Raw genomic sequence first — 18,012 nt, 5'->3', positions numbered from 1 at the left:
AATCGAATTATTATTTCTTTATGATACTACCTCCCAATCAGCTCTGAATTATAAACCCTAAACTATAAACTATAAACTATAAACGTAAAACTTTAAACCCCAAACCCCAAACCCCTCAATGCTTCACCCCTTTCGAATGCAACACCTTCAGAAAAGTAAGGGCAATGATTTTCAAATCAAACCAAAAGGATTGGCGTTCCAAATATTCTTTTTCGTACTGTACTTTCTCCTCCAAACCTATTTCGTCTCTACCATTAATTTGAGCCCAACCCGTAAGCCCTGGCACAAGCCGATCTACGCCAGCCGCCACTCGAAGTTGCATCAAATCATCTTGATTGTACAAAGCGGGTCTAGGTCCCACAAAAACCATTTCCCCTTTGATAATATTAATGAGATTAGGCAACTCGTCCAAACTGAGCTTTCGGATAATGCGACCTATCTTCAAAACATATTTTTCAGGATCTGCTAATAAATGCGTGGCCACATTGGGAGTGTCTTTTTTCATAGACCGAAACTTGTAGATATGAAAAAAAGAATAATCTACCCCCACCCTTTTCTGGGTAAAGAAAATCGGAAAACCATCCTCCAAGAATATGAAAAGGGCTACTACCAAAAAAAGAGGCGAAACAAGCAGCAGCACAAAAAAAGATACAACTCTATTAAACATATTAGTATATTAATTTATTACCCCATTAACCAATTAAACAATTAACCAATTAAACAATTAACCAATTAACCGATTAACCAATTAACCAATTAACCAATTAACCATTCTCACTGAAAATAACCCACCTCAAAACGATATTCATCATCCAATTCCCCCAGCGCGTAATTGGCCATAACGAGTAGTTTCGAACCCGCTTCTAGCGCCCGGATACTACTAACATAACCCGCTGGAATATGCAAAACATCTAGCGCAGTCGAATGGAGCTGAAACGACATCCGCTTTAAATTCGGAGAAGGCGCATCCCAATCATCAATGGCAATCAATTCGATAGCAAACGAACCAGCAATAGCCGAAAACCAGCGCGCTTCTATTTGATGCCCACGCCAAGCTCTAACAAATTCGGAACTAACATTCTCAATAACATAAATCCTTTTGATAGCCGTAGCATCAAAATCATTATTAAAACACAAAGACCCTCTAGCATCTTGGTGACAACCTCCGGATATAATTTTTGGAACCATATAATTGACAATCAACCTCGATTAATAAATAACAGATTGCAGATAACAGATTGCAGATAACTTCGTACCTCTAACCTCGTACCTCTAACCTCGTACTGCTAACTTCTAACCTTGTACTTCGTATATCGTACTTCGTACTTCCCCTTCACATACCTCAAAAAAACCGATCCATCAATAAAAAATCCGCAATATGAACATGTTTTATCCCTTCAACAGATTCCTTCCAAAATGTATCCATAGTGACCACGTACTTAGGATACTGATCTTTAACCGCCAAAAGGGAGGAAAACTCTCTTGCTACGGTGGCTTCACTTTCTAATTTGTAAGCCACTTGCACGTATAATTTCTCCCCTTGTTTTTCAGCAATGAAATCAATCTCTTTATCGTCCAATTTACCTACGTAGACTTGATGCCCTCTGCGTTTAAGTTCAAGAAACACTAGGTTTTCCAATAGTCCAGAAATCATCCGAGAACGGAAGCCCATAACAGCATAAAGAACAGACAAATCACTAACATAAAATTTTTCTTGGGTTTTCAGTATTTCTTTTCCCTTGACATCATATCGTGGCGTCCTAAAAAGAATGAAAGCACCCTCAAGCGCATGCAGGTAATTGTAAACGGTATTCACATCGATTTTGCGCTGCTGGCTTTTAAAATAATCCGCGACATTTTTTCCTGAAAAAGTGTTTCCAATATTGTCAAAAGCGTATTTTACTACGCGTTCTAACAACTCCACATCCCTTATTTTATAGCGCTGTACAGTATCGCGAAGAATAACGGAAGAATAAATATCATAAACCACCTTATAGGCATTTTCTTCGGAATAATTGGCGGTATGAATAACAGGAAAACCTCCAAAACTCAAATAAGTCTCAAAAGCCGCGCGAGTAGCTTGTTTTTTATCTGGAAAATAGTATTGCTGAAACTGCAAGTATTCGGCGAACGATAGCGTATAAATAGGAATTTCAACATAGCGTCCTGCCAAATAAGTAGCCAACTCAGAAGACAACAAATGCGAATTAGAACCCGTAAGATAAACATCGGCTTTGAAATCGACCAAAAAAGAATTCACAACTTTCTCCCAATCTGAGACCTCTTGTATTTCATCCAACAAAAAATAGTATCGAGTATCGGTCCTAACTTGCTGTTTAATGTAGGTGTACAAAGACTCGGCAGTGCGCAAGGCAATGTGCTCAAAACTTTCAAAATTAAGGTGAATAATCTGCGTTTCTTGCACCTGTCTCCTAAGCAATTCCTCTTTCAACAAAAGCAATACCGAAGATTTGCCACTCCTACGAATACCAGTAAGTATTTTAATTTGAGGCTTGTCTATAAACTGCCACAGTTGTTGCAAATAAATCGCTCTTGGTATCATTTAATATTTTTTATGGTTATAACCACAAACATAGCAATAAATAATTAGTTTTTATACTTATAAACTAAAAATACAAACAGACAACAGATAACAGATAACTTCCCACTTCTAACTTCCCACTTCAAACCTCGTACCTCGTATATTGTACTTCCCACTTCTAACTTCTAACTTCTCACTTCCAACTTCGTACTTCTCACTTCCAACTTTCCTGTCATCCTGAGCTCAGCCTGACCTGAGCCTGACGAAGGGTCGAAGGACCACTTCCCACTTCGTACTTCTAACTTCGTACTTCTAACTTCGTCTCTCTCACCTCTGAAACGACGTCAACGTCCCCAGCAGCCCATCCTTTGATGCTATGGGTAAAGGTTCGCCCAGCACTCCAACTAGTTTAGCATTATTCACTACATAACTCTCGCTGAGTTTTTGTAAGCTAATTCGTTTCCCTATTTATGGTTCACTTTCAAAATACCTCAAAACATTTTGTGGGTCCCAACCAAAAACATTTCTTGCTTTAGTATCATCAAAAGTCAAATCGGCAGTGACTTTTTTAATTTTCTTACTATTTATTGGAGCCTTATTACCCAATAAATCGCCTACATAGCCCATTGGTTTAGCAACAAAAAGCGATAAATTTTTAGGTTCAGTTTTTCCAAGTTTTATGGCTATTGCATAACTCAATTCCTTAAAAGAGGGATGTTGCCCATCCGTAAGATTATAAATACCGCCTATTGAAGCGACCTTTGGAATAAAGCGAGCGACATCCTCTGCTACTACCATGCTCTTTTTAGCGAGTCCTCCGCCAATATTAAAATAATAACCCTTTCCGATTGCTTTTATCATCGAACCCAAATTTCCAGGAGGATGCGCACCAACTAGTAAAGGCAACCGCAAAATTGTACAAACTACTTGTTTTTTTTGACACCAATCGGCTATCAATTTTTCAGCAGCAATTTTACTCAAACCATAAGCATCGGTAGCTCCCAAGATTGAATTTTCTGCTATTAACGTTCCTTCTTCCTTACCGTAAACAGACACCGAACTTATAAACACAAATTGCTTGGGAATTCCAGATTGTTCTAATCCTTTCAAAAGATTTGCGGTGCCAACTACATTTACATCATTGAATTGCTTTTTTTCGTGAGCTGTTTTTGGTACAACATGAGCTTTGCCCGCAGAATGGATAACTAAGTCAAATTTTTGATTAAAAAGAGGTATTTCTTTATCTAATGAAATTTTATAATCACCCCTTTTACGTGATAAACTAAAAATTTTAAAATTATCCTGCAAAGTTTTTGCAATTGTTCTGCCCAAAAAACCGTTTGCTCCAGTTAAAAGTATTTTATCCATCTTTCTTATTACAAATTGTAGCAATTTTATTATTTGAACTGCAATAGTTTAGGGATTGTCCGGTATAAGGGATAAAGTAATTTATTTACTTGGATCTGATTTACAGTAAACGCTTTTATACACTCGATATTTTGGTTATAAATATTTTTGAGGCTCTTATTAGTCTCTCCACCAAGACGCATTTTTACAAGCGGGTCTGCTAGATAGTATGCCGAAATATGATATCTTTCTAAAAAACGCAACATAATTTCGAAATCGGCAGCCAATTTGAAGTCAAGATTAAAGTATCCTCCACTATCGTAAACTTCCTTTTTAATATAAAACGTAGGGTGAGCTGGATGCCATCCATTTTTAAATGGCTTTTGCTTGCCCGTAACCCATCGCCGAACTATCTTATCTGTATCGGTTTGTGAGACATAATACAAATCTGCATATACAGAATCTAATGTAATGTCTGTACTAAAAATTTTCATAACCTTCTCGATTGCTAAAGTATCGCAAAACAAGTCATCAGAATTGATTAAACCAATCACTTCACCAGTCGCCATCTTTACCCCCTTATTCATTGCATCATACAGACCTGAATCTTTTTCACTTATCCATTTCAATCTGCCATTAAATTGTGGTTCAAATTCTTTAATAATATGTAAAGTAGTATCTGTCGAACATCCATCAACTATAATATATTCAATATCATTGTAAGTTTGAGATAAAACGGAGGCTATAGCAGAGGCTATATGTTGTTCACTATTATAGCAAACGGTGATGATTGAGATCTTCATATAATTAATAAAACTTTCTAAATTCTCGTGGCTGAATGCAAGCTAATAATAGCTATATCAAACAGTAAATATTTAAACAAAATGCTTTGTGCTAAACTAATATAGATTAATTTTAAGAATTTAATTATTTTTTGCAGTAAATTTAAGAAGCAAAGAATTAAATCGATACTGATCCAAATTTATCTCTAATAAGAATTCTTCTGTCCCTTGAATAAAAACATCTTCATCAAAGTTATCAATATATCTTAAAACTTGAGATTTAATGTTATCATTTTGTTCGACGATTACACCTAAATTAAATCTTTGTACATATTCAGCTTGGGTTGAATCAGCACTCACTATAACAGGTATTCTATTATTAATTGCTAAATAAAATCTATTCGACATCAGAGTTTTACTATTAATATCATTCGGCATAAAAATATTAATTAATGATACATTTTTCAAATATTTCACTTCATCTTTTTTATCGTACCATCCAGTAAAAAACACATTTTCAATATTATTAGTATTCACGTAGTTAACTAAAGGAACATAAGCAATGTCTTCACCAACAAATTTCATTGAAAAATAGCTATTATTTTTAAACGAATCTATTACTATGCGATTTGCCTCATAATCACGTAATGCACCTATTGTCAAAATTTCATTCTTTGCGTTTTTGCGCAAAGAGATTGACTTTACATTAGGCTCTTGATAAAAATTATTATTGTGACTAATTACATATTCATATTTAAACGGAAGCCACGTTGAAAAACCTGGTGAGGAAATTACTACACTAAAGGAATGTTTTATAATTAAATCAATAAAGAAATTAGGAATAAATCGCAAAACTATTGAATAATCTCTAATATCCAAAATGTACGCTTTTTTTAATACCATTTTTAAATATGGATATAACAGAATACCTATTGGAATCGTAAAAAGCACTATTCGATCATAATTGTTTTTTTTGAGTACATTCAATACAAAACAAATATATTCAAGATAAGATTTTATACGAACAATTCTGCTCTTTTTTCTGTCAGTATATTTATCAAAACTAAAAGCTACTTTCTCAGCGATATTATTTTTATTCCAACTAATAATATCAAATTCAATTCCTATTTGTTCAAATATCTTAATATAATTATAAATATATGGGGAATGACTAACATTTGTTGATAATACTAAAGCTATTTTCATAAACCAAAATTTTTATAAACGAGGTGCCCAATGAAGTTACTAATAATTGTCCCACCAAAATTTATATGGCAAAAAAGAAACTTTTTCTTGAATTCTATTTTCATAGGAATTTATATACATGTTTACATAAAAAAAAGATAATGCTATTAAAACAAAAACTAGCGATGACGACACTACGATTGAAATTTTTTTTGAAAATATTCTACCATAATATGGAAATAAAAAAATCCAAAATATTAGAAAAAACGCACTGATCCTTAAAGCACTTATTGGCTCAAAGATTAATAAATTAAAAACAACAACACCAAAATTAGAAATACTGATAAATAATTTATTCATTTCATTAAAAGAAACTAGTTTGTTATAAAACAATAAATTAAATACCGCAATTAAATAATATAAATACTGTAGTGACGAGGATCCCGAAGTTTGCGAAGCCTCTGAACCTACATAAACTTCTGTAAACCTTTCAAATATGGAAAACCCGTAAAAATAATCTTCTAAAAATTCCTTAGTGATAGAAGCAAATAAAAAAGATGATATTAATAATAGTATATTTATCTTCTTATCTATTTTGAGAATTACTAATGGAAGTATGAAAAGCCCAATAATTCCAGACGAATGAAAAGATGAAGCCAGAATTATGCAGATTATAAAATAAATAAACTTCTTTTCTTTAGCAAATGTAAAGGAATATAAAATCAATGCCGTTGCAGCAGATTGCCTTAAAGTTGATAGTGATGCAAAGAAAAATAAAGGTAATGAATAAAAAACCAACCAAGAAATTGTAGAATTATATGAATATTTGTCGATTGCATATTTAACAAATATTAATATTACAAATGAAAAAACAATAAAAGTAAATGGATAGAAGTTAGTAATTGCAGAAAAAATTAAAATAGCCTTACTAAGCGGTTCGAATCTACTAAGCTTTAATTCATTTATTCCCCCTTGAATTTCTTCCAAATACGACATATAATCCCAACCGATATCATATCTCAAAGCAGAAAATAAGAACAATGTAATAAATATTATTTTTGAATTATTTCCCTTCTTGTTATTAAAACAAAAAAGAAAAACCAAGCTAATTATAGCATACGGCCACAAGTCAAAAATAGAAAAATTATATCGCATTTATCGAAATATTAAATTGTTAAAAGCAGGAATTGTTTTATCAACTAAATATCGTGAATCAACTTTCATTTTAAAATTCTCAATATTATTAAAAAAATAATGCAAGCCCGAACTATCAATATCATCAAAAGTAAAACCCAACCTATTTCTTCGCACCAACTTTCCTAAAAGACCATTCTTTGGCGCTATGACTGGAATTTTAAATTGAGCCGCATAACCAATTACACCACTACTTTGTTCTGGATTTTTATATGGTATGAGTATAAAATCACTAGAATAACATAGAGAATTTATAAACTCATAATCGCAAAATTCATCAAAAACAATGATTTGAGATTTGCTTTGAGCTTCACCAACTAAGGAATAAAACGAGGTTTGTATATCGTCAAAAATCTTACCCGCAAAAACAAAACAACAGTTGCCAATTGACGATTTGTCAGCATTAATTATCGCTTTTAAAATATCTATTGTTCCCTTTCTTTTAGTTAAAGCTCCGAAATGCAAACAAACAACTATTTCATCTGAAACACCCCATTTAGTACGAAAATCCACATAATGATTTTTGGGGCTATGCATAAAAGGATCTGGCAAATAGCGAAAAACACTAGTTTTAAACTTTTTATTTAAATAAACAGGGGCAACAACATCATTCAATAAAAATATTTTTGAAAATATTTTTGATTTAGAAAAAATAAAATATTTAATTGAATCTAAAAATCGCGTTTTAATGTTTGAACTGCGCCATCGATACAAATAAATCAGATAAATAATACCAGAAACTTTAACTTTCTTATCAACAAAAAAAGGAAGAAATGGCATAAATCCCATTAAGGAGATTAAAAAGACATCTGAAACAATATTTTCTTCTATTGATTTTTTTAATAAATTGCACAAATTAAAAGATTTACGAATTCCATTTACATTTATCTTCTTAATATCATTAGCTGAAATATACTTAATTTCAACGTTACTGAATTTTGGCCACTGCAATTTGTCTGATAAAGTATTAAATGCTGGTGGCACCATAAACACAAAGTTTTCGTCTTTTATGTTGTCACAATTCATATACAAATGATGCATATATTCCAAATAATGACCATCAATACAATCAATATAAAAGAGCGTTTTTTTTTTCATAACAATCTAGTTAATAAAGCACTATTTCTTTAATAATTTTAAATACAAATTGGGGAAAAACATCTTTAAAGTTACCTTGGCATTGTACTTAAAAAACTCAACAAAAAAATTTGATTTTCTTATTAGAATGATAGTTGTCTTATAAGGAGAATTGAGCACTTTTGTTTCAATAATTGCCCCATTATTCCTGTACATTTCGGGAAAAATTCCAAATTGTGATGGGTCACGAAAAGGCTCAACTGAATACTTTTTACACAATAAGCTAAGAATAGATTGATCATACCTATGCTCTTTGAAATAAGAAGGATACTTATCATCAATAATTCCATTATCATTTAATAACTGAATATTTGAGCAAAGTTCTAACCATTCTTTAACAAAAGATTGAGTTTCTTTTGATTTCTTCACTATAAGAAAATTAGCAAGTATTTGATTGGAATTTAATATTTCTTCATTAGCATTAAAGTAACTTAACAACTTCGGGGACGTCCACTCCTTTTCAGTTAATGGTAGGGCGAAAGCCATTATATCTAAATTAGACTGCTCTAATAATTCAATTAAAGGTCGTACATTTCGAATAAAAAACGAAGATGAATCACAATGAAATAAGTAATCACCATATTCCAATTTTTCATTAAAAACTATATTAAAAAAATAAGGTTTCCAAAGCCATAAACCAGCACCTTTTTCAATTTTTAGTATGTTTCTATTTGAGAGCGCAAAATCCTTATCAATATCTTTCGGGTCAAAAGAAAATATTTTATCAAACTTGCCAAATATTTTTCCTGATACAGTATTTAATCTTTGCTTTACTTTATAGCCTTTTGTAGCATAGTTAACTAGGTATATTTTCATTTTATTTTCTAATCTTTTGTTTAATATAATTTACTGTAAACTTAAATTTATCATTGTTTAATAAAGGATAACCAATAATTAAAACTGGTATAAAAAAACTAATTAGAACAGTTGAAAATAGGCTAGTTGTATTAAGATTGTTGAAAATAAAATTAACAGTTAGATACAATATAACTAAAATCAGCAAGATAATGTCATATTTATTAATAACGCCTTTTAATGCAATTTTTTCGGATTTTAAGTAAGAGAAAAATAAGTACAGATTTGAAACAACTTGAGCCAACATCCAGCCAATTATTACGCCAATACCTGAATAATAATACCCAATAATAGATGAAAAAACAATATTTAACACTGCCATCACACCCGCAGAGTAATTATTAAATTTTAATTTACCAGTTCCTAAATTAAACATGAAAGGGGTTACCGCGAAAAGATTAAAAATCAAACCAAGATAAATAAAAGAAGAATAAACATTAACTTCAGAGTTCATATTAACTTTTACAAAACTCATAACTACTGGAAAAACAGCTAGCACAATAGTTAGAACAACTATTGAAGTTATAAACGTAATACTAAAGATGGTCTTAAACAAATTACCTAAGTTATCTTCCTTCTCTTCGTGTAGCGCAGCAACAGTTGGAACAAACGTACTAATAGCAACAACAATTATTTGCCTTGCGTGAAAAAGAAATTTGTAAATTAATTCAAAATACCCAACACTCGTTAGACCCCCGTGAGATTTTAATAGAAATTTAGTCAGCGGGTCGACTAACATTTGAAAAATCGAAATAATTTGAAATTGATAGCCGTAATGAAATATTTCAGTAAAAGTGTTTTTGTCAAATTTACAGAATAATACATTTACTCCTTTAACATTTGATTTTACAGCGATTGCACCTAGAGCTAGTACAATTAAATTTTGAACTAATAATGAAATTGCCAGTCCACGCAATCCATAACCATTAATAAAAAGATATACTAATAATAAAAAAAAAACTTTTGAAATAATACCTATTGCACTTCTAATATGAATTAAACGCAGCCCATCTAAAGAAGACAAAAATACACTTCCGGCAAAACCAAACACAAAACTAATTACCAGCGTTGGCAATATCTCAACGATTGCTAGTATTTCACTTGCTTCAAAAAAAGTAGATTTAAAAAAGTGAAATAATAACAAAATTAAACCTAACATTACAATAGTAAAAATCAAAACTGTAATTACTGTAGTTTCTATGATAGAAATAACCTTTCTCGGTTCATTTCGTGCAACATATTTCGAAACAAATTTCACGGCACTACTAGCAAATCCAGCCGTTCCTACTGACGTTAATGACATTATCGCAAGTAGAATAGACCATAACCCTAACTGCTCTAGTCCTAAATATTGAACTACAATTCTATAACTAATAAACATTGTTATTGCATTAACAAAATGCTCTAACACTGCCATAGTAATATTTATTTTATGAGAAATTTTAATCATTGGTAAATTATAGTAACTAAGCGGCGTATAAATTGAAATGTTTTAATTTTTATTTAAGAATATTTAACTTAAAAAGCCTTTAAGGCATTAATAAATTAGACCATTCACTCAAAGACTTATACTCATAATTTGAAATACATTCATTCAATTTTTTTGACGAAAAAATTGTATCCCCAGATTCCACCTTCAAAGCCATCTCAGGCCAATCAACAAAGTCAATCCCAACTTCATATTTATCAGCAATTTTTTTTGCAACATCCAACAAAGAAAATGTTTCCCCACCAATATTATAGATAGAATTTACAATTTCTGGGTTATTTGCAGCCTTAATCAAAATATCGCAGATGTCATATACATCCGTAAAGGTTCTCTTAAGGGAACCATCACCATAAAGAGTGATGTTTTTTCTATTCTTGGCTTTTTCAATAAAAAAACCAATCGTTCCATAGGAATAATCTAAATCGATTAAATTCCCATAAGGCACACATATTCTAAAAACACTATATTTTATATTAAACATCCTGTGATATAAATCAAGAGTATCTTCACATATTAATTTAGTCAAGGCATAAATAGTATTGGGAGACTTTACAGCATCTTCTTCAAGGGCTTTGTTTTCTAATCCTTTATAAACTAAACGAGTTGAAGGAAAAACAATTTTAGCCTTTAAATTATTCTCTTTCAAGTAATTCAAAAGATTGGTCAAACCGATTACGTTTACATTGTAGTAACTTTCATAAGATGCAAAACCGTCTACTGTCCCGGTAAGACCCGCCATAAAGTAGATAACATCGACATCGCTACCTATCCTACAAAAATCATCCTTAGAAGTCACATTTAACTTTGAATAGTTCATCCAAGGATAATCTGTACTTGCTTGAACATCATAATCAATGTTTTTTATTCCTCTTTGATATAAAAGAAATGAAAGATTACGACCAATATAGCCATTCGAACCAATGATAATGCTAGTAAATGTCTTTTGAGAATTCATAATTATAATTTGGAGGTAAAATTTCTAACTTGATCTAATAAAGAAGATTGCGAAATGATTTGATCGTATTGCATGCCAAAATTACTACAAACAATAGCGTCGTGAAAGAGATTTAAGATTTTAACAAAATGATTATCTGCAGGTAAAATATACTCGTGCTTTTCATTTTGGTTTTCTATAATTACTTTTGGTAAAAATCCTGGACCTGCGGTAAAAGCTCTATCGATAATTAGTTTCCCTTTAGTACCCCATAATTCTATATTGTTTTGATAAAAATTATCAAATCCAAATGCCAATTGCGAAACAATTTTGCTTTCACTTTCAAGAACAATTGTTCCGTGGAAATCAACTTCAAAACCGCTAAAATTAGTTGTCGCGCTGATAAGTTTTTGATTCGTTCCCAATAAAAATTGAGATGCCATTACCGTATAAGCGCCAGCATCCATAACCGCACCTCCGCCCAATGATTTTTTGTATCTTATATTATTTTCAATATCAAATTTTGGAAATCCAAAAGAACTACGCAACAACTGTATTTCCCCTATATTCCCCTCATTGATTTTTTTATTGACAAATTCAAACTGGGAGTGGTATGGAAACATGAAATTCTCAAAAACACACAAGTTGCTTCTCCTAGCTAGCTCAATTATTTCTTGCACTTCTTTAAATGTTGTAGCTATTGATTTTTCAGCAAAAACGTGCTTTCCTGCTTGTAATGATTTAGTAATCCATTCGTAATGCATACCTGTAGGCAATGGAATGTATACGGCATCAATATCGTTTCTATCTAATAAATTTTCATATCCTTCAATTGCTTCGCCACCAAAAAGACTAGAAAAATATAAAGCTTTTTTCTTATCTCTGCTGGCAAAGGCAATGATTTCGTACTTATTACTAGCAATGATATTAGGTACGACCAGCCTTCTTGCAATGTCTGCACAACCTAATATTCCAATTTTGATTTTTATCATATTTTAAATAAAAGATATTGTTGAAATAAGATTACGAGCCTGTATGTTGAGAAAGTTATTGAATTTTAAAAAAGTATACAGTTGATTCAATGTCATCCAAACATACTTTTCTGGCAACTCGACAGCAATCTCTTCACCGGCTATAACAATAATATTTCTATTTTGCTCTCTAAAAAAACGACCTCCTTCTTCAGACTGCATAGTATCAAAAACTATCTGCTCTGGTTTAGCATTTAAAACATAATCTAAAAATGGTAAATCGCCCTGTTTGGTCTTCCTATAATCTCCCGTTAAAGTTTGCACTGTAGGGGCGAATTCTATAATATCATGATTTCCACATTCAAGTTTTGTTTGTACAGCAAAATGAAGAATACCGTCAATTTCTTTACAAACAAAAGCACACAAGCCCTCCTGTGCGGGTTCAATCATTGGCTGACTCCATTGCACAACTTCACGGTTTCCAATTTCAACATCAACAGCTATAACCTTAAAAAATTTTCCTTCTTCATGAAAAATTTCTTTATCATCAATTATCCAATTTCTCATTTTACTTAATGGAGTTTGCTTAACATTAAGATCGAAAGTACTTTTTAAATGGGTAACTAAAGTAATAATATTTTCTATAGAATGAAGGCCTCCACCGTCAGTAAGCGCCGACTTCAAAAAACTGGAATGAATCGTGTTTGCATTGGTTTGAATAATATTAAAAAAATTAACTACTTCAGCTGGAAAACTCCCCAATGGTATGCCTGATATAACCGTTCGAGTGTCCATATTAACCAAATTATCTTTTTGCATCAATTTTTTTAATTGTCCCAAAGTCAACCAAACAAAATTATCGTGAATGGGAATATCTTCGTCAATTTTAATTATAATATTGCGATTCCGTTTACGAAGAAAACGTGCGCCTTGCTCCGACTGCAGTTGATCTAAAAGAATTTGATTTGGCGTAGCATTCTGGAAATACTCTAAATATAAAGGTTTTTTACCTTTGTGAACCTGTGAGTAATTGCTTCTGGTAGCTTGTAATGTGGGAGACAACTGAACATAATTTACATTTCCTGGTTCTATTTTAGCCTGAGTTAAAAAATGTAATATCCCATTAATTTCCTTCACAATAAAACCCAGATATCCAACCTCGGGTTGATTAATAATGGGTTGATCCCATTCGGGTATTAATCCCCAATTTGTTTTAACATTGATTCCTTCAATACTGAAAAACTTACCTGAATTGTGACTTAATTTATTTTCATCAAAACTCCAAGATTCCAAGCAATCAAAATTAATTTTATTAATTGTTACTTTTACTTTCTTATTTTGTTCTAAAAGCCAATGAATAACTTGTTCCGTTGACATATAGCACATGTCTGTGGCAAATGCACTTTTCAAGAAACGATTTGTAACATCACTATTTGCTTGTATATATCTCATATTTACTAATTAACTTTTTAATGATAGTAACCCCACTCGCTCTGTCTTTGTACTCGTTTAGCCAACAATTAATGCGCGCTCTAACACGACAATCTGGCTTAGGCTAGCCAACCACTTCACTTTTTTCGAAAAGGGTTAACTACTTAATCGCTTCACTGGTAACTGTTTATTGAGCGACTTCACTTCTTGTAACCTATAAAACCGTCACCCTGAGCTAGTTTATCCCGAGCTGAGCCTGTCCCGAGCTGAGCCTGTCCCGAGCCCGACGAAGGGTCAAAGGATTAAACTTATTAACCCTAACCACTTACCAATAACACAACGTTAAACTCCTAAACCTTAAACAATTAACCTTTTCTCTTATATCAAAAAATCCTCTAAATTATCTCGATGTATGACTTTAAATTCACTTTCAGGATAGGTTTCCAGAAAAAGTTTAGGTATTTTGTGTTTGGCATCAGGATTCCATTTGAACTCAAAAGCGGTCAATACGCCCGCTTGTTCTTCGATATAATCAATTTCTTTTTGTTCTTTGGTGCGCCAATACCACGAATTGCTCCAATTTTGAGCATACTGATTGTGTTTCATGCGCTCCGACACCATGAAGTTCTCCCATAAAGCGCCTACATCGGTCCGCAACTCTACTTGATTGAAATTGGCAATCAAAGCATTGCGTATTCCATTGTCGTAAAAATAGATTTTTCTGCTTTTTTTGAGTTCGGAACGAAGGTTTCTGCTAAAAGAGCCCAATCGAAATATAATAAAAGTCTGTTCTAAAACTGCAATATATTTTTCTACAGTTTTAGCATCAAGACCAGTGAGTTGGGACAATTCATTATACGAAACTTGGGAACCAACTTGATAGGCCAAGCCTTGCAGTAATTTGATAAGTCCTTCTGGTTTTTTGATTTGCTCTAACAGCAGCACGTCTTTATACAAATAACTAGTGGACAACTGCTTTAAAATTTCTTTTTCGATACCCACATTGCTAACCACATCCGGATAATACCCATAGACCATTCGGTGCGCCAAAAGTCGATTTTCTTCCAATAAACCGTGATGTGCTACCATTTCTGCAAAAGACAAGGGAAACATTTTGTATTCCCATTTACGTCCTGTTAAGGGCTCATTGAGTTTATTCGCCAGTTCAAAGGACGAACTTCCCGTAACAACCAATTGAACGTCTGGAATTTGATCGGTGATCAGTTTCATGCGCAAACCTATGTCTTGAATGCGCTGAGCCTCATCGATAATAATTATTTTCTTATTCCCAAAAATTGCTTTTAATCGCGTCGCGGAAATAGTTGCAAATAATGCTTGTACGTCCATTTCATCGCCATTCATCCACAACACCTCATCGGCAGTACCAAAAAGCATTTTCAACAAAGTGGTTTTTCCAACTTGGCGCGCACCCAACAAAACGATAGCTTTCCCCGTGTAGACTTTATTTTTAACTATCTTTTCTAGTATTCTTTCAATCATAACAGCAACAATAATGAACAAAAATACAACTTTTACGGATTCAAATCCTAAAAAGAGGCAACTTTTACGGATTCAAATCCATAAAATTTAAATTTTGTCCTCCCGAAGCAAAATTTTATTCTAAAAAAAGCAATGTTAATTTATATCTATTTTGTTACGCGGAGCACAGGCGAAGCCCTTAGATACTAAAACTTCATTAGTAGCGGTCATCCCGAAGCAAAATTGTATTCTAAAAAAATCAATATAAAATAACGTTTTCTGCATGATAGCACTATTAATTCTCCTGAAATAATGCCCCTCTTTTGGAGGAGTTGGGGCTAGGGCTGTATTCTATAAGCTCACGTTATCAACTACTTTAAACAACTTTAAACCTTAAACCTTAAACTTTTAAACCTTAACCGATAACCAGTTAAACAATTTTAAACAACCTTAAACTTTAAACTTTAAACTATTAACCGATTAAACAATTTTAAACCCTTAAAAAATTAAAAAATAACCCAATTAACACATAACAGATAACTGACAACCTCTTATCACCTAGCCGATAACCGATAACCATTAACTCAACCTCCAATTTTATACGAAACCATGACCCCTCCGCGATACAAATACCAGTCACCACTGACATTCCAATCGGTAGCACCATCTATTCGTTCGCCCGTTGCACCGTCGTAACCCTTATAAAAGCCCTCCTGCCAGCCACCTCCTATGAAAAAATCTAAATTCCATTTTTTAGCAATGGGAAGTTGGTAACCAACTGTAGCACCAATGAAGTAGCCAAAACCTTGTTGATAATAATCGGGAAGATAATCATAATTCCATTTCTGGCTATTATATTGAACATAGCCGACATGACCACCGGCATAAAATCCTTTGTACTGCTCTTTGAAATGGTACCGCACCTCAGGCACAAAAAAGATAAACTTCCTGGGTTTGCCGTTAATGTCCCAAGGCGAAGTTAGGATGTCAAACGAAAAGCTGGTCTTTTTCCCAATCGAGGTTTCTACCCCCAAATTGATAGCTCCAAAAATATTGGGCACCGGATTGTATTTTATATAAGTTTGCGCCTCCAATTGGACACAAAATAGAAGAGTAAAAAGGAGTATTATTTTTTTCATTTGAATTTTTAAGGGTGTAGTGTGCACTTGGTGAATTGTTTAGTTGGTGAATTGCTTAATTGTTTAATCGAATCTGACATTTTAAATAGGTTTAACTTTTTCCTCACCGCTTAACCTTTTAAACCTTCAAACAATTACTCCCAACTGGCTTGTTTGTCAAGTTCTCTGACTCGTCAGCGACGAGTACCTACTTATATCAATAACCACATCGAAGCGTTTGCAACACGGCTTATCTCAATCCGTAAAGACTCCCAACTTCATGCCTTTAAAGATTTGTAAACCTCTTACTTTTCGAAAACCACCAACGCTCAAGTCAAAAATTCAAAAAAAACCGTTTTCATCAGTGTTTCGCTTTAGCGAATCCGTTTAATCAGCGTCCCATTAAAAACAACCGACAACAGATAACAAATAACCGATAACCGCTTTACCTAGCCCTCTTCAATAGCTCCAAATCACTCGCCACCATTTCCTTAACCAAACCGGCCAAATCATATTGCGGTACCCAACCTAATTTTTTAGATTTAGTTGGATCACCAATCAACAAATCTACCTCGGTAGGGCGATAATATTGTGGATCCACGCGAACCACTACGGTTCCTATTGGCAATTGATATTCAGGATGCTTACAAGCTACAACGGTGGCAGTTTCATTTTCGTTTTCGCCTGCAAAAGCCAATTCGATACCGACTTCAGCAAAAGAATAACGCACAAAATCACGGATATAAGTAGTAACTCCGGTGGCAATCACATAGTCTTCGGCTACCTCTTGCTGCAAGATTCTCCACATCGCTTCGACGTAATCTTTGGCATGACCCCAGTCTCTTTGGGAGTTTAAGTTCCCCAAGTACAAACAATCTTGCTGTCCTAAAGCAATAGCAGCGGTGGCCATCGTAATTTTTCGAGTCACGAAGGTCTCCCCTCTTCTTGGCGATTCGTGATTAAACAATATCCCATTACAAGCATAAATATTATAGGCTTCACGGTAGTTTTTGGTAATCCAAAACCCGTAAATTTTCGCTACTCCATAAGGCGAACGAGGATAGAACGGAGAGTTTTCATCGTAAAAACCGGCTGCATTCTTATTTTCGGCCAAACCACCATACAACTCCGAAGTCGAGGCTTGATAGATTCTCGTTTTCTTTTCCATACCCAATATACGTACAGCTTCTAATATTCTTAGGGTACCAATTCCGTCCACATTGGCTACGTACTCCGGAGAGTCGAAGGACACTTTCACATGCGACATCGCTCCTAGATTATAAATTTCATCCGGTTGTACTTCTTGAATGATTCGGATGATATTAGTCGAATCGGTCAAATCCCCATAATGCAACTTAAAATCTACATGATTTTGGTGCTGATCCTGATAGATATGATCAATTCTTTGGGTGTTAAACGAAGAGGCTCTTCTTTTGACCCCATGGACCATATAGCCTTTTTCTAATAATAATTCGGCTAAATACGATCCATCTTGACCCGTAATACCAGTTATTAATGCAACTTTTTGTTTAGTAGTGCTCATGTTTT

The 18,012-nt window shown here is 33.3% G+C and carries 16 protein-coding genes; all 16 read right to left on the bottom strand.

The window, feature by feature from the left end:
• Positions 1-115: 115 nt before the first annotated feature.
• A complete protein-coding gene (locus E1750_RS13675) occupies positions 116-667 on the bottom strand; it encodes a sugar transferase (RefSeq protein WP_133277322.1) in 552 nt (183 codons plus the stop codon).
• A 107-nt stretch (positions 668-774) separates the two neighbouring features.
• Positions 775-1,188, bottom strand: a complete 414-nt coding sequence (locus tag E1750_RS13670) for a WxcM-like domain-containing protein (RefSeq protein ID WP_133277321.1) — start codon at positions 1,186-1,188, stop codon at positions 775-777.
• A gap of 154 nt (positions 1,189-1,342) precedes the next feature.
• Positions 1,343-2,563, bottom strand: a complete 1,221-nt coding sequence (locus E1750_RS13665; RefSeq protein ID WP_133277320.1) for an ATP-binding protein — start codon at positions 2,561-2,563, stop codon at positions 1,343-1,345.
• Positions 2,564-3,010: 447 nt separating this feature from the next.
• Positions 3,011-3,910 carry an NAD-dependent epimerase/dehydratase family protein gene (locus E1750_RS13660; RefSeq protein ID WP_133277319.1) on the bottom strand — a complete coding sequence of 300 codons (900 nt, stop codon included), beginning with the start codon at positions 3,908-3,910 and terminating at the stop codon, positions 3,011-3,013.
• 29 nt (positions 3,911-3,939) lie between these two features.
• A complete protein-coding gene (locus tag E1750_RS13655) occupies positions 3,940-4,692 on the bottom strand; it encodes a glycosyltransferase family 2 protein (protein ID WP_133277318.1) in 753 nt (250 codons plus the stop codon).
• 120 nt (positions 4,693-4,812) lie between these two features.
• Positions 4,813-5,877, bottom strand: a complete 1,065-nt coding sequence (locus E1750_RS13650; protein ID WP_133277317.1) for a glycosyltransferase family protein — start codon at positions 5,875-5,877, stop codon at positions 4,813-4,815.
• A 39-nt stretch (positions 5,878-5,916) separates the two neighbouring features.
• The gene (locus tag E1750_RS13645; RefSeq protein ID WP_133277316.1) at positions 5,917-7,011 is read right to left on the bottom strand and encodes an EpsG family protein; all 1,095 of its coding nucleotides are present in this window, start codon (positions 7,009-7,011) and stop codon (positions 5,917-5,919) included.
• Positions 7,012-8,148 (bottom strand): glycosyltransferase family protein, encoded by a 1,137-nt coding sequence (locus E1750_RS13640; protein ID WP_133277315.1) that lies wholly within the window; start codon positions 8,146-8,148, stop codon positions 7,012-7,014.
• A gap of 21 nt (positions 8,149-8,169) precedes the next feature.
• On the bottom strand, positions 8,170-9,003 hold the full coding sequence (locus E1750_RS13635; RefSeq protein WP_133277314.1) for a hypothetical protein: 834 nt from the start codon (positions 9,001-9,003) through the stop codon (positions 8,170-8,172).
• 1 nt (position 9,004) lies between these two features.
• A complete protein-coding gene (locus E1750_RS13630; RefSeq protein ID WP_165698055.1) occupies positions 9,005-10,459 on the bottom strand; it encodes an oligosaccharide flippase family protein in 1,455 nt (484 codons plus the stop codon).
• A gap of 112 nt (positions 10,460-10,571) precedes the next feature.
• Entirely contained in the window at positions 10,572-11,486 is a 915-nt protein-coding gene (locus tag E1750_RS13625; protein ID WP_133277312.1) for an NAD-dependent epimerase/dehydratase family protein, read from the bottom strand.
• Between the two features lie 2 nt (positions 11,487-11,488).
• Entirely contained in the window at positions 11,489-12,457 is a 969-nt protein-coding gene (locus E1750_RS13620) for a Gfo/Idh/MocA family protein (protein ID WP_133277311.1), read from the bottom strand.
• Positions 12,458-12,460: 3 nt separating this feature from the next.
• Positions 12,461-13,888, bottom strand: coding sequence for an NDP-hexose 2,3-dehydratase family protein (locus tag E1750_RS13615; protein ID WP_133277310.1), 1,428 nt, complete (start codon positions 13,886-13,888; stop codon positions 12,461-12,463).
• A 357-nt stretch (positions 13,889-14,245) separates the two neighbouring features.
• Complete coding sequence (locus E1750_RS13610; RefSeq protein WP_133278151.1) at positions 14,246-15,367, bottom strand: ATP-binding protein; 1,122 nt, start codon at positions 15,365-15,367, stop codon at positions 14,246-14,248.
• Between the two features lie 563 nt (positions 15,368-15,930).
• On the bottom strand, positions 15,931-16,485 hold the full coding sequence (locus E1750_RS13605; protein WP_133277309.1) for a DUF3575 domain-containing protein: 555 nt from the start codon (positions 16,483-16,485) through the stop codon (positions 15,931-15,933).
• 424 nt (positions 16,486-16,909) lie between these two features.
• On the bottom strand, positions 16,910-18,007 hold the full coding sequence (gene gmd / locus E1750_RS13600) for a GDP-mannose 4,6-dehydratase (protein WP_133277308.1): 1,098 nt from the start codon (positions 18,005-18,007) through the stop codon (positions 16,910-16,912).
• Between the last annotated feature and the right edge of the window lie 5 nt (positions 18,008-18,012).

This window comes from Flavobacterium nackdongense, from assembly GCF_004355225.1.
Taxonomy (GTDB): Bacteria; Bacteroidota; Bacteroidia; order Flavobacteriales; family Flavobacteriaceae; genus Flavobacterium; species Flavobacterium nackdongense.
Note: the sequence above shows the minus strand (reverse complement) of the source record. Positions and strands in the feature narration are given on the sequence as shown.

Bases quoted from the DNA above. Each gene is read 5' to 3' on its own strand.
- E1750_RS13675 (WP_133277322.1), bottom strand. From the start codon at position 667: ATGTTTAATAGAGTTGTATCTTTTTTTGTGCTGCTGCTTGTTTCGCCT.
- E1750_RS13670 (WP_133277321.1), bottom strand. From the start codon at position 1,188: ATGGTTCCAAAAATTATATCCGGAGGTTGTCACCAAGATGCTAGAGGG.
- E1750_RS13665 (WP_133277320.1), bottom strand. From the start codon at position 2,563: ATGATACCAAGAGCGATTTATTTGCAACAACTGTGGCAGTTTATAGAC.
- E1750_RS13660 (WP_133277319.1), bottom strand. From the start codon at position 3,910: ATGGATAAAATACTTTTAACTGGAGCAAACGGTTTTTTGGGCAGAACA.
- E1750_RS13655 (WP_133277318.1), bottom strand. From the start codon at position 4,692: ATGAAGATCTCAATCATCACCGTTTGCTATAATAGTGAACAACATATA.
- E1750_RS13650 (WP_133277317.1), bottom strand. From the start codon at position 5,877: ATGAAAATAGCTTTAGTATTATCAACAAATGTTAGTCATTCCCCATAT.
- E1750_RS13645 (WP_133277316.1), bottom strand. From the start codon at position 7,011: ATGCGATATAATTTTTCTATTTTTGACTTGTGGCCGTATGCTATAATT.
- E1750_RS13640 (WP_133277315.1), bottom strand. From the start codon at position 8,148: ATGAAAAAAAAAACGCTCTTTTATATTGATTGTATTGATGGTCATTAT.
- E1750_RS13635 (WP_133277314.1), bottom strand. From the start codon at position 9,003: ATGAAAATATACCTAGTTAACTATGCTACAAAAGGCTATAAAGTAAAG.
- E1750_RS13630 (WP_165698055.1), bottom strand. From the start codon at position 10,459: ATGGCAGTGTTAGAGCATTTTGTTAATGCAATAACAATGTTTATTAGT.
- E1750_RS13625 (WP_133277312.1), bottom strand. From the start codon at position 11,486: ATGAATTCTCAAAAGACATTTACTAGCATTATCATTGGTTCGAATGGC.
- E1750_RS13620 (WP_133277311.1), bottom strand. From the start codon at position 12,457: ATGATAAAAATCAAAATTGGAATATTAGGTTGTGCAGACATTGCAAGA.
- E1750_RS13615 (WP_133277310.1), bottom strand. From the start codon at position 13,888: ATGAGATATATACAAGCAAATAGTGATGTTACAAATCGTTTCTTGAAA.
- E1750_RS13610 (WP_133278151.1), bottom strand. From the start codon at position 15,367: ATGATTGAAAGAATACTAGAAAAGATAGTTAAAAATAAAGTCTACACG.
- E1750_RS13605 (WP_133277309.1), bottom strand. From the start codon at position 16,485: ATGAAAAAAATAATACTCCTTTTTACTCTTCTATTTTGTGTCCAATTG.
- gmd (WP_133277308.1), bottom strand. From the start codon at position 18,007: ATGAGCACTACTAAACAAAAAGTTGCATTAATAACTGGTATTACGGGT.